We start from the raw sequence: 13,664 nt of genomic DNA on the forward strand, positions 1-13,664 counted from the left end.
ATCCACATTCATGATAATATTTCAAAAAGTTAAATGTCAGTAAATCTCTTAAATCTGGAAAGAATTTAAAGAAAACAGGATTAAATGATTGAATTATACTAACAAAAATACTTTTCTCATGCTTGTTTCATTGTTTTTACTACTTTTCAAGTATCCTTTTTCTCTCTAATGCCATTTTCTTCATCCAATTTGTAAAGAGCCGCCAGACAATCTAGCTGAATTTCCTATTGTGAGAATCAAAAATCAGCTTTCGGGAACAAAAAATTATTTTTTAGTATTTACTTACAGGTGAGTAAAGCTTTGAAGAATATAAGTCAAGAGCGCGGATAAAGTACAGGCCTAAAGTAAAAGTAACACAAAAAGCTTGTAGAAATGAGGTTAACATAATCAACTATTAATCTTTCTCAAGAATCTTTTCCATCAATTTCTTTCTTTATTTCTGCTTCTTGGGCAGGGCCACCAGACAAGCTGGTGGAGGCGTTTATGGCAAAACCTCAATTCACTGATAAATGGAGATACTATTAACCAGTGTAGACGTTTAAAATTATAGTTATTTTTACCCTCTCTTCTCGATTATAATTAAATAACATAGCTGCATAACAACAGTTAAAAAAAATTAACACGTTGCATTTTAATAATGGCTTATTTTGCAGGATACATGGGGGGATATTTATGTCAAAGTATATTCATGAATTACGAGATCCGATATACAATTTTATACATTATAATACAGAGGAAAGAAAAGCAATCAATTCAAAACCTATCCAACGACTCAGATATATTCACCAACTTGCTTTAACTTACCTTGTCTATCCGGGAGCTACCCATAAAAGATTTGAACATTCGTTAGGGGTGATGGAACTCGCAAGTCGAGTCTATGATATTGTTACTGACCCCAATAATATACTCGATGATTCAATAAGAAACATCGTTCCTAAATCTGCTTTTGAACTGCAGTATTGGCGGCGTGCACTTCGTATGGCTGCTCTTTTCCATGACACGGGGCATCTACCCTTTTCGCATGCGGCCGAAAGAGAACTTCTGCCAGATGATTGGAACCACGAAAAGATAACTGCCGAAATCATCCGCAGTGAGGAAATGATACAAATATGGAATGATCTTAAGATTCAAACCGAGGATGTCGTTAAATTAGCAGTGGGACCGAGATATTATAAAAACTACAACTTTACCTATTGGGAGGCAATCCTTTCCGAAATAATTGTTAGTGATGCTCTTGGAGTAGATAGAATGGACTACCTTTTAAGGGATTCTCACCACACGGGTGTAGCTTATGGAAAATTTGATCATTATAGGTTAATTGAAACTATGCGGATCCTTCCAAAATATTATAATTATGGATCTAAAGAACCTGCATTGGGTATTGAAAATGGTGGATTACATGCAGTTGAAGCTATGCTTCTTGCCAGATATTTCATGTATACCCAATTATACTTTCACCCTGTTAGGCGGATCTATGACATCCACCTGAGAGATTTCCTTAAAACATGGTTGCAAAATGAAGTTTTTCCCATCGAAGTCGAGAATCACTTACAAGTGACCGATAATGAAGTATTTGTAGGATTATTTAATGTTGCACGTGATCAAAATCATAAGGGTCACGAATATGCAAAACGAATAGTAAATAGGAATCATTTCAGATTATTGTATGACAGAAAGCAAGAAGATATCTCTAAAAACCTAGAAGCACAAAAAGCCATCTACAATGACTTAAAGAAAAAATTTGGAGAAAATAACGTGATATATGATACAGAGAAACAAAGAGGTGGAGATTCCAATTTTCCCGTGTATTTGAATAACAGAAGAATAGTTTCCGCTCTATCTATATCTGATGTGTTACCAAAAATACCTATTGCTGCTATAGATTCTATTTATATAAATCCTAACTGTCTATAACTGCTACCAAATGGTTAAATGTTAACCGAGAACGTATTCTCAAACCTTCAACAGAAGAATAGCGTGTGATATTAAATGAAAAGACTGCAAGTAGATGCTGTTTTATTGTCATTAATAGAACATATGGAAAGCAAGGGTAGCTGGTGTGGGGAAGTTCATATTCAGAAAGCATGTTATCTACTGGAAGAACTCTTTGGAGACCCGTTGGGACTTGAGTTTATTCTTTACAAACATGGCCCTTACTCTTTTGATCTTAATGATGAGTTAACAGCTATGAGAGCGGATAATATTATTGAATTACGAACAAAATTTCAGTTTTATGCGCCGAGTCTTTTACCTGCCGAGAACAGCCAGCTTATAAAAAATATGTACCCAAAAACAATAAAAAAATTCGAACCCTTAGTAAAATTTATCTCTGAAAATTTTGCATCTTATGGAGTTCCCACACTTGAAAAGACATCAACAGCCCTTTATGTAACTAGGAAGGAGTATACTGATGGAAGCGTTGAGGATCGTTCTAGGAGAATTCACAAACTTGAACCTCATGTAACGGTAGAAGAAGCCTGTGAAGCCATAAAAAACATCGATCTGATTATAGAGGAAGCTAAGGGGATTTCATTTTCGACTACATAACATTTCTATCAAGCTTTTTGAATTACTCTTAATCATTTTATCGCTTAGATTTCTAGTCCAAATGTATACATCTGCGAAAAAATCTTGGAACCTATATTCTTGTCACGCTCGACGAAGGAGAGCAGCCTGTCTCAAGAAAATATGAATAATATAAGCCATGAGCGAGTAAAGTACAAGCCTGAAGTAAAAGTAACACAAAAAGCTTGCAGGAATGAGATCAACATAATTAACTATTAATCTTTCTTAAGATTTTTTCCATCAATTTCTGTCTTCATCTTTCTTCTTTTTGTGCAGGGCCACCAGACAAGCTGGTGGAGACACTTATATTTCCTGTTAATTAGAATACGGTTCTGGTGTCAAATGGCGCTTATATTTCTTGTTAATTGGAATGCGGTTTTGGTGTCAAATAAAATATCTATCTGACTGGCGAACCGGGTCTGTCCTGCAAGGCGCAGAAGAGAAAAACAAAAGATTCCTGCCTCATGATGGCTTTTTGATATTCTGAATAATCTCAATCAACTGGTCAGAAATCGTAAGTGCAGAAACCATCACTGGTCAGGAACCCTCAGATCATTTTTGCCTGATAATATTTTTGACCCGCCTGTCCCATTCCGTAGACTCAAAAAGTTCCTTCAGTTCAGGAGAATCATCGATGAAGCAGAAACCCCAGTAAACCGCAGGCAGGAACTCCCTTTTCCAGTGTTCCTTTTTCTTCTTGTCGAGGAACTGGTAGGTTTCCGAAGACGAAAGACGGCTTACGAACCCAAGCACCTTTACAAGTTCAGGGATAGTCTTCTGGGCCGAACCGAGTTTCAGGCATTTAAGCCTGAGGCTGTCTATCTTTCGGAAATCGGGCTCGAAATTCAGAGCTTTTAAGATCCGGTTTTTCTCGGGCATCGAAAGGTGTCCACCGTTATACTTGAGGGAATTCAGGGCCTGAAGTTTCAGCAGCCATTCGACTTCCCCGAAAACCTTGGGTTTATGCTGCCTTGAAACATCTCCTAACCTGCGGTCTTCATAGGCTTCCCTCTTGAGCTTATTTATATTGCTTGCAAGCTCTGCAAGCTCTTCTGCGTCCCTGAGTTCCCTGACACGGAACCTCAGGGTAGCCCTCATGAGTTCACGCTTTTCCCGCTCAAAAGCTCCTATATCCTTCTCCTCGGTCAGTGCGAGCAGGCGCGAAAAATACTTTGCCCGGATGGATGTCGGAGGAAGCCTTACCGGGATTTCCCGAATCTGAGCCCTTTTTCTTTTTCCCTTCCCTTTTCTTTGAGGTCCAAATTCTACCTTCTTAATCTCGATCTTTCCTTCCTCAATTGCCCTGGCTGCATCTCCTTCTGAGAAAAGTTCTTCAAGGCGGATTTCAGGTTGGAGCATCTGCACCTGGTCAACCTTTTCCCCGGAAAAAACACCTTCCCCAAAGCGCTTGTAGAGAGAGTCAATACTATCCGAAATCTCAAAGATATTGCCCTGTTGCTTTCCTGAGACTGGAGAAAGCCTTGTTACCCTTCCTACCTGCTGCTCAAAAAGCCTCATACTTAGAGTAGGGCGCAGCAAAACAAGGGCTTCAAGTCCCGGGAAATCAAAACCTTCAATCAGCATGCCCACAGTGCACATCACATAAGGAGGCTTTCCAGTTTCTCTGAAAGCTGCAAGAATGGTATTTTGTTCATTTTTGGGCAGCTCTGAGCTTATAAATACCGCATCTCGGAACTTGCCTTCAGGGGTATAATTCTCAAAATTTACGGGCAGGATAAGCTCAGGATCCTTTTCGGACTCCGGAACTGAAATTTCCCCATTGAAGACCGAAGAGGTAAGCTTTGCATGGAAAGCATTAATTTCCTTGCCATCAGCTCCCACCCCATAGACCCGCTTCCTCACAGGGGCGCAAAAGACAAGTGTTTTTGCATGTTTGTGTTTTATCATAGAATCATACACATCTTTTGCAAGCTGAGTCCGTCGAATAACTTTTTTCAACCTGTCAGGAGTGCTGCAGTCAAGAAAAAGGTCCTGCTTATCAAGTTCATCAAGCCCTCTTTCGAAATCAAAGATCTCAAAGATATCCTCCGAACTCTCGGCAATTGTGTACTTAAGGGGAGCAAGTTCGTTGTCAAGGATGCATTCAGGAAGGGTTTTTGAGTAGACTTCCTTCATATCCCCTGCAATTTCATCCACGAACTTAACATTCCCAACAACTCCCTGAAATGGAGTTGCAGTCATTCCCAGGATTTTTGTCCTTTCCCCCAATTCATTGAGAAAATCGTTTCCTCGATTGTTAATGAAATTGTGGATCTCATCCACGATTGCAAGGTCGGCAAGTTCAAGAATCCGGTTCTTGATCTCAGAGTTCTGCTTTCCAAGTACGGTCTGAAGCGAGGCAAAAAGAACAAAACCTTTATCCTTTTCCTGCCCAAAAGCTCTCAAAGTTTCAGCAAGTTCTTTTCGGTCCACCTTATGCTCGGATGAGAGAAGTGCGCTGTTGGGAAAAAGGGGCTGTTTTTTCTTCCTGTCATAATAAGTCTGACTAAGAAGAGGATTATTTTTCGAGACAAGGAAAAGCACGAGTTTTCCTTCGTCGTAGTACTTCTTCATTATATGTTTCGAAAGAAAGGTTTTACCCCAGCCTGTAGGAACCTTGATATAGCCTCTCTGATTGGTTTCAAGATATTTTAGAATATCCTCAAAAATCTTCTTTTTATCTTTCCTCAAGGGCTCAAGCTCGACGGTTTCCATACCGACTGCGGTCTCATTTGAAATTGTCATCAGTTACGCTGTCCTTAACACTTGTCAATGTAAAAATTTGATATCAAAACCAGAAAGTGCCTTACAAAGGGTTTCTGGGAAACTGGTATAATCATATAACAGGAAATGCTGCATGTAATTGTAAATTCAATAAGAAGTAACTCCCCATAACTTACAAATAATTAGTAAAAATTCCATTTAGTAAAAATTTCATTCCAAAATGCTTAAATCAGGATCTTTTCTTCCAGAAACGGAGGAGAACAAACCTAGAACTGCTTTTATTTAAAAGGAATCCTCTTTCAATAATAAGAATTACGTCAATATATATGTTATGCTAATTTGAGAAAATTATGTTTGTAAAACGCCAGAAGAAATAGGCAAACAAGGAATTTTTGTTTCTTCTGGCGTTTTTAGAAAACTTTTTTGGACGGCCTTAAAAAATGTCAATATGTTTAAACGAACTTTGGCCTTCCAGAAAGGTGTTTTGAGAGAGGCAGTTTCCTGTACGGTTTTCCTGCAATTTCGCCTTTGATCCTGTCATTAAGCTCTTCCGGAGTAATCTGCACTTTTTTAGGTTTTTTCTGTTCGGATTCGGCACGAATGGTTACATTAATGGTGCCGTCCTCGATTTCTTTATCTCCAATGACAACCACGTAAGGGACCCATTCCCTGCCTGCTTCTCTCACTTTCTTTCCTATTGACAGGTCACGATCGTCAATGTCAACCCTGCAGTCTAGCTTCTGTGAAACTTCTTCGGCAAAAGCGACGTGTTTTTCTGAGATTGGCACGATCCTTACCTGGGTCGGAGAAAGCCATACTGGCAGCATAGGAACCTTTCCTTCTTCGGTTTCCATTGCAGCTTTTTCGAGAAGTGCATAAATGCAGCGTTCGATTGCCCCGCTTGGAGAGCAATGAAGCACGGTAGGCCTTTCCAGTTTGCCGTCAGCGTTTACGTAAGAAATATCATACCTTTCGGCATTTTCGACATCAATCTGGACCGTGGAAAGTGCACTTGCCTTTGCAAGAGCGTCTACGAAGTTAAACTCGAACTTGAGCACGAAATAGAAGAAACGAGTGTCCCACATCTCAACAAGCACTGGTTTGTTTACGGTCCTTGCCATATTGACTATAAGCTCTTTATTCGACTCGTAAAAGTCCTTGGTAAAGCGGATGGCTACCTCATAATCCTTAATATGGATTCCTATATTTTCAAGCACATCAATGCAGAGGTCATACTGCTTTTTGAACTGGTCTACAGCCTGGTCCATGTCCTCGCAAAGGCTGTGCATGTCAGGCATGGTAAAAGCCCTGAGCCTTCTCAAGCCCACAAGTTCTCCCCGCTGTTCTTTCCTGAAACTGTAGCGGGTCATTTCGATCATCCGAAGAGGCAGGTTCCTGTAGGAAATCGTCATGTCGTGGTTCATAAGGAACTGCCCGAAACATGCTGCAAAACGCAGGAACATCTGCCGCTTGTCGGACTCAATGGAATACTGCCTTGCAGGGAACCTGTCCAGATATTTCTTAAGAGTCGGATGGTTCATGTCGTACATGATAGGGGTTTCAACTTCCATTGCACCAAAGTCAGTTGCGACATCAAGCACATAATTTTCAAGAAGGGCTTTTATAAGCCTCCCTTTAGGGTAATACCGCATATTTCCGGAATCTGACCCTGGTTCGTAGTCCGCAAGCTCAAGCCTCCGCATAAGCTCCACATGAGGAGGTGCACGCTCAACAGCCCTGCTCTTGGAAATTTCGTAGTCTACAAACTGCTGGAGTTTGGGGTAAGGCGTAAGGTCGAAATTCTCAATTTCGCGAAGTTCTCCATCAGGGGTAAGGATGCGCCAGTATGACTTTGCCGTATCTTCGGCCTTGAGAGCTTCGGAAACAACCTCTTCTTTTTCCTTACCTGCCTCAACTTTGCCTGCTGCTCTCTGAGTTCCTTCAGGGCGTATGCTCCTTGAGAGTTCAGAAAGAGGATGCCCTTTACAGCTGATACTAAAAGCCTTATACCACCCGAAAGGAGCACGCTTGACCTCGTATTTGCCTGAGAGTGCAGTCTCTATGCCTTTGAATACCTTTACTGCAACTTTCGGAGAAGAAAGGTCAGAACTTAAGTGAGCGTAAGGATAGAGCATTATACGGTCGGTTTTGACCTGGGTAGCTACCTTTTCAATTTCGAAAACCGTCTTTTCTATAGTTTCTTCAGGATTTGCCTCATCTACACTTTCAACAGCCATAAAAGCGGTAAGTGCTTCCTCAAGCCTGCAGGACTTTAAGGACTCTTCAATTTTTTCAGCAACTGGAGTTTGTTTTTTGGTTTCGTATTCAATATAATCAGAGTGAATGAGCAATAATTGCATTCTATCACCTGTGTTAGATTATCTTCGGTGTGGAATTTTGTTCCGAATTTATATCGGTTTGAGTTTTGTTCCGAATTTATATCAGTTTGAGTTTTGTTCCGAATTTATATCAGTTTGAGTTTTGTTCCGAATTTATATCGGTTTGAGTTTTGTTCCGAATTAGCTTCGGTCTTTAATTCATCCCGAATTAGCTTCGGTTTTTAATGTATCTCGAACTAGCTTCGGTTTTTAATTTATCCCGAATTGGTTTTGTTTGAATCAAATAATTGATTTATATAAGACTAACTGAGGTCTGTACCGTCAGTAGATCTTGATTAAAGGGATAAAGAAGAATATATGACAGTCCTAATATCCTTCAACGATATAAAATAATCCCTTTCGATTGATATTTTTGGGCATATTGTGGAAAACTCCAGGAGCTCCGATGTTTTTCGGTACATTTTCTGAGCTTAACTCCGGTAATTACTTTTCCGAACCAGCCTTATGGGCATGTCCAAGGTTCTTGAAGTCTGCACAGGTCTCGGTAATTTCGGGATTGGTGTGATCCTGATAAACCCTGTAAGCTGCAACCAGAGCCCCGAGAAGAATAGGGGCTGCAAAAAATCCTGCAATCCCTCCGACAAAAGCCCCGCCCAGGAAGGCGAGCATAAGCAGCATTGGGTGAATCTTAGATTTCAAGCTGGTCAGGTAAGGCCTGAGAATCAGTTCTGGGGGGCCGTAGATAATGATGGAGGATACCGTAAAAAAAATGGCTGCACTTCTAAACCCGGATTCAAAGTACCGCATTAAAGCCAGAGGTACCAGCACCATGTACCCGGCAAAAAGGGGAATTATCGAAGCTACAAAGATAAGGGTCGCTAGGGCAAGTACATGGGTAAACCCAAAAGAGTAGAAAACAAAAACCGAAGTTACGCTTACTATCAGAGCAGAGTAGGCATTGCCTATGAAAACTCCTTTAAGGATTATATCAAGATGATGCGCGTAACAGTTTACAACTCCTTTGTACTCTTTTGGGATCACACCAAGAAATGCGCAGTAAAGCCGATCCCCATCAGCAAGTACAAAATAGCAGAAAATGATCGAGATTAAAAAATTAATGAAAAATAGACCTATACTCTGGGCATATGAAAGAAGCCCTATACTGCCAACTGCAGGAAGCAGCGAGGTAAAGAGGTCCCAGATCGCGGAATTAATACTTTCTATGATTTTATCTGGAATGTTCAGAGAGTTTATGAAATTCAAAATTGCTGCCGCAACTGCTGTCTGATGTTCAATAACCCAGGAGATCTGGTTAAGGATCTCAACAATACCTGCCCCAACAATGAATACTATTGGGATGAATATGCACAGACTGGCAACGAGAGCTCCCACCTTTCTGTGTTTTTTGAATTTTACCCGGATAGGCCTGGCAATGTAAGCAAAGACTATGCCCAGTACGATTCCATCTGCGAGGGGCAGCAGAATTAGAAACGCAAAGTACAGAAGCAGCGCTACCGCCAGGGCTGCCCCAATTTTCCATCGGCTGGCGATGATCTGGCTTACTCCGTCAGGGTTTTGGCTCAGTCTCATTTTTTAGTTCCATTTGAATAGATGAATTATAGAGGTTCAAATCAAGTATACAGATCGAAATAAGGTATATAGGTTTAATCAGTGTACAGGTCGAAATAAGGTATGAAGTTTAATCAAATTTATGGAAGAAAATGGTGAATTATAAAGTTCAAACTTTATTGGAAAGTTCAATATCTAAATATAATTAGAAACTATTTAAAAATATCATAGATATGTGAAATCCAGACTTTTGATCAATCACACCTTTAACTTTTGATTCAGATCAGGTACTAGCTTATCAAAATATCGTGTTACCACACAGGACTCTGTACATTTTCCGCACCTGATACAGGCTTCACTCACATGCGGCGTTTTTCCTTCGAGAGAAGCTGCCCCTACAGGACAAGCTTTTACACAGATCCCGCATCCGGTACAGCGGGAAAGCCTTATAAACTGCTTTGCAGCTTCCTTAAAAAGCGAAACCGCTTTTTCCTTTGTTTCCGAACTTGCAAGCAGATTCCCATTCGAAAAAAACTTTACAGTTCCGGTTCCGGTTTTGACTAGCAACATCCCCAGGTCTTCCGCATAAACCGTGTTTCCGAGAACATTGATAAAACCCGCAGCTTCTTTTTCCCTGATGCCTTTCACAGCTGCTTCTATTGAATAGCCGCCTGCCCGGCAGGGAGAAATTCCTGACACGACTTCAATTTCAAAGTCTTCAGTTTTTTCTCTAGCAAGCACGGAAATCCCTAACTCTTCGGCCAGTTTTAACATCTTGGGAGGCAGTTCTTTCCAGCGCCAGAACCCGTGCTCTACGAATTTTTCGGAAAGTCCTCTGGACTCTGCCCATTTCAGCAGAAAAGCGTTCCACTTCGCATACATTTCAGGGTGCAGGTCTTTTACCCTGGCGTATTCGGCAGCAAGGGCAGACGGGCAAAGCCAGCAGCCTACTCTTTCAAAGCCAAGGTCATAGAGAGGATTGTAGGGAAGCTGTCGCCAGTGTATGTAAAGCCATACTTCAATTGCTTTCCAATCCCTTATGGGAAAGATATTAAGCTGGGCCGGGACAAAAGGATTTGTCTCACTTGCCGCAATCCTTGCCCTTGAGAAAGATTCGTGCTTGCGCTTGCCGTCAACTGTGAGATAAGCCACGCCGCCAATTGCCCCTTTTTGAGAAGATGCTCCTTTTCCTAGCTCGAAGTCCCCTGCCGATGCCAGCTTACAGACCTTACAGCACCAGCGGAAATCCTTTGCAGGAGGCCCGAATTTTCCTACCTGTTCCCTGAAGGTGGAACCTGCATTTGCCTCGACGAGTGGAATTTCCCTTTCCCGGCAAAAGTTTCGTACAAACTCAACAGTTTCCGGAAACTCAATCCCGGTGTTCAGGAAGAAAGCTTTGAGCTCCCTTTGCTTAAGGGAAGACCGTGCTAGGTCAAGCACTACAAGACTGTCTTTTCCGCCGCTGAAGGAGACATAGACAGGCAGGTTTTTGTGTTCTTTCCTGGAAATAATCCCGCGAATAGTATTAATTGCGTTCTTCCCAAGCACCTGGAGATGTTTTTTGTTTGCCTTTATGCATGCCGCAAGATCTGGAGTCTCAGGACAAAGTGATGCTTCACTGCTGTCAACCTTCCTGATCCTGAGAACTTTTATCCTGGCCTCGCTTGAAGATTCCACTTTTGTCCTGGGTCCGCTTGAAAATTCCAATTCAGTCCGATTCTCAGGCTCAGGCAGGTTTTTCAGGTCCGAAAAGTCCGTGCTGTCAACTAAAGAAACTCCATAGCCTGTCAGGCTGCCTACGGTAACAAGCACAAAGTCACCGGCTTTTATATTACTGTCGAAGGCTTCAACAGATTCTGCTGTGACACTTTTTCCGTTAAGGTGTCGGTTTGTTTTCTTAAGCTCGACTTTCCTGCCTTTGGCATATTTCAGGAGAATTTTTGCACCCTGGAGGGAAGGTTCAAAACTGTAATCCATTTTTGAAAGCTCAAACCGGAGAATTCCAAAAATAAAGCCATCTACGAGTACTTCATCAGTTTTGTCTTCACCAGGGACTTTGTTTAGAAGAATGAGCTTATCTTCAAGGGGATTGCAGCCAAAAGCTGAGCAAAGCTGCCTGTCCAAGACTTCTCGCTCGTAAGGAGAACAAAAACGGACGTCAGCAGGTTGGGAGAGCTGAAGGACTTTTCCTTTGTTGCCGCATATTCCACATTCTTCCCCTATCAGGGGAAGGTTACATTTTCCGCACCAGAAAATTTTATCGTCTTCATACTCGAAACGCTTGACGTTCTTTTTCTTCGCGGGGACCAAGTCCTGATTTCCTTTATAGCCAGCGCTTTTGCTGGAAGTGTGTTTTCTCTCAGAAGGCTTTCCTTTAAAACCTGGAGATTTGTTTTTTACCCTGCTTTGCCGGGTCGGAGAGTTTTTTCTATCCGAAGTCCTGGAAGCTTTATTATCCGAAGTTCGGGAGACTTTATTATCCGGGGTTCTGGAAGCTTTATTGTTCGAAACTCGGGAGACTTTATTATCCGTAATTTGGGAGGTTCTTTTATCCGAAGTCCGGGCTTTCTTTGTGCCCTGATAACCTTTATCTGTTCTTTGTGGGCCCGAAACCTGGATTTTTTCTTTTTTCTGTTTTTTCTGCTGCATGAAAACCCTGGTTAGTAGTTTGAAGAAATCATTAAATATTTGATCTTTCAGTTTTATGGTTCAGTTGCACGGTGAATGTATTTATCAATATATCAAGATTGTGAAACCTGGAAAACTTATAAAACCTAAACATATTTGGCTTTATACATCAAGTGATATTGATATTAATTAAAAACTTTTCAACTCAACAAATATTGGCTCAATTAATTAAGGCCAACCTGGCCTATAAATATATATCTTTATCGAGAATGGGATCATTCTAGTAGATAATAAATTATTCTCATTAATAGAGCTCACGCGTATAGAATAAATGTCGTTTTATTCAGTGTCATTTTATTCAAAACGACATTATCTATATATATAAATTGTAATTTTAAACATAGTTATAAATTATTATTATATTAAGCTTCTTTCTATAGTAAGGGCTTATTTTCGAGGTTAACACGGTATGAAATATGATGTTGTTGTGGTTGGAGCCGGGCCTGTGGGATCCACTGCAGCTCGCTATGCAGCCCTGAATGGGGCAAAGGTTCTCCTGCTTGAAGAGCATGCTTTCATAGGGTCGCCTGTAAGCTGTACCGGACTTTTAAGCACCAGAGCGGTTGCAGAGTGCGAGCTCAAGCCTTCGGACGAGTTTGTGTTCAATTCCGTGCGTGGAGCCTTCGTATATGCTCCGGATGGGCAGTGCTTGCCAATCGATGGAAAGCAGACTAAAGCGTATGTAGTCTCGCGGAAAAACTTCGACCGCAACCTTGCAGTAATGGCTGTGGAAGAAGGTGTGGAACTCTCTCTCAGGACAAGGGCTGTGGGACTCGAAATGCCGAGTCCGAAAACCGATAAAGAGGGACAGCAAAATTCTACGGTAAAACTCAAGGTACTGAAAAATGGCAAACCTGAAACAATATGTGCCTCCGCCGTTATAGGAGCAGACGGCGTAAAAAGCCGGATAGCCAGCTATGCAGGGCTTGAAAAACCTGCCAGCGTACTTCCGGGAATCCAGATAGAAGCTCCTTATGCCTCGGATGACAGCGACTTTGTTGAACTTTTCCCAGGTTCTGTTGCTCCCGGCTTTTTTGCCTGGACTGTACCTGTTAATGAAAAAATTTCAAGGATTGCGCTTGCTCTTGAACCTGGGCTTGCCTGGAAAAATGGGCACGAAGAGAGCTCTCCTCTTTCTTATCTAGAGAAATTCCTACACTCCAACCCTCATGTAAAAGCGAGATACTCAGGATGTATGCTTGATTTTGTAGTGGGTGGAATCCCAATAGGCCCTCAGAAAAAAACGGTGTCTGATGGGGTTCTGCTGGTTGGTGATGCGGCAGGGCAGACAAAATCGACATCAGGGGGGGGAGTCTACACCGGGGCTTTTGCGGCAAAAATTGCTGGAAAGGTTGCTGCACAGGCTGCCCTTGAAGGAGATACCTCGGCAAAGAGGCTTTCCGAGTATGACCAGCTCTGGCGGAAGGGTCTTGAAAGAGAGCTTGAAATAGGCATGAAAATCCATGACTACATCGGGAAGCTTGAAGACAGGCAGTTCAATGACCTTATAGGCTCGCTAAACACCCCTTCGATTCTCAACACGATTACCGAGTATGGAGACATGGACCACCCTTCTATTCTTCTGAGAAAGCTTATGTTTTCAGGAAATTCCTTCAGACTTATGAAAGCTTTCGGAACATTCTTAAGGACACTCTTTTGACATTTTGATGTCTTTTTGTTGTTTATGTTTTATCCCAAAATTATTTCGCTTTTTTAATTTCTTTTATTTCAATTACATATCGTATACAGTTGACCCATTATTTTACTCCAACATCTAAC

At 41.6% G+C, this 13,664-nt stretch carries 7 protein-coding genes; 3 read left to right on the forward strand and 4 right to left on the reverse strand.

Going from position 1 to position 13,664, the window contains the following annotated elements; genetic code table 11:
* Nucleotides 1–672: 672 nt before the first annotated feature.
* Both MSBRW_RS09490 and MSBRW_RS09495 read left to right on the forward strand, forming a co-directional pair.
* Nucleotides 673–1,914, forward strand: coding sequence for an HD domain-containing protein (locus tag MSBRW_RS09490; RefSeq protein WP_011307884.1), 1,242 nt, complete (start codon nt 673–675; stop codon nt 1,912–1,914).
* 75 nt (nt 1,915–1,989) lie between these two features.
* The gene (locus MSBRW_RS09495; protein WP_011307883.1) at nt 1,990–2,547 is read left to right on the forward strand and encodes a hypothetical protein; all 558 of its coding nucleotides are present in this window, start codon (nt 1,990–1,992) and stop codon (nt 2,545–2,547) included.
* A 570-nt stretch (nt 2,548–3,117) separates the two neighbouring features.
* Here the strand turns inward: MSBRW_RS09495 and MSBRW_RS09500 are convergent.
* The 4 genes from MSBRW_RS09500 to MSBRW_RS09515 form a co-directional block, all read right to left on the reverse strand.
* Nucleotides 3,118–5,310: a DEAD/DEAH box helicase gene (locus MSBRW_RS09500; RefSeq protein WP_011307882.1), complete on the reverse strand. Its 2,193-nt coding sequence runs from the start codon at nt 5,308–5,310 to the stop codon at nt 3,118–3,120.
* 431 nt (nt 5,311–5,741) lie between these two features.
* Complete coding sequence (locus MSBRW_RS09505; RefSeq protein WP_011307881.1) at nt 5,742–7,649, reverse strand: threonine--tRNA ligase; 1,908 nt, start codon at nt 7,647–7,649, stop codon at nt 5,742–5,744.
* 462 nt (nt 7,650–8,111) lie between these two features.
* Nucleotides 8,112–9,218 carry an AI-2E family transporter gene (locus tag MSBRW_RS09510; protein WP_011307880.1) on the reverse strand — a complete coding sequence of 369 codons (1,107 nt, stop codon included), beginning with the start codon at nt 9,216–9,218 and terminating at the stop codon, nt 8,112–8,114.
* Between the two features lie 237 nt (nt 9,219–9,455).
* A complete protein-coding gene (locus MSBRW_RS09515) occupies nt 9,456–11,846 on the reverse strand; it encodes a phosphoadenosine phosphosulfate reductase domain-containing protein (RefSeq protein WP_011307879.1) in 2,391 nt (796 codons plus the stop codon).
* Nucleotides 11,847–12,294: 448 nt separating this feature from the next.
* On the opposite strand from MSBRW_RS09515, the gene MSBRW_RS09520 reads away from it, so the two are divergent.
* The gene (locus tag MSBRW_RS09520; protein WP_011307878.1) at nt 12,295–13,545 is read left to right on the forward strand and encodes an NAD(P)/FAD-dependent oxidoreductase; all 1,251 of its coding nucleotides are present in this window, start codon (nt 12,295–12,297) and stop codon (nt 13,543–13,545) included.
* Nucleotides 13,546–13,664: the final 119 nt, after the last annotated feature.

It is taken from the genome of Methanosarcina barkeri str. Wiesmoor (genome assembly GCF_000969985.1).
Classification (GTDB): domain Archaea; phylum Halobacteriota; class Methanosarcinia; order Methanosarcinales; family Methanosarcinaceae; genus Methanosarcina; species Methanosarcina barkeri_B.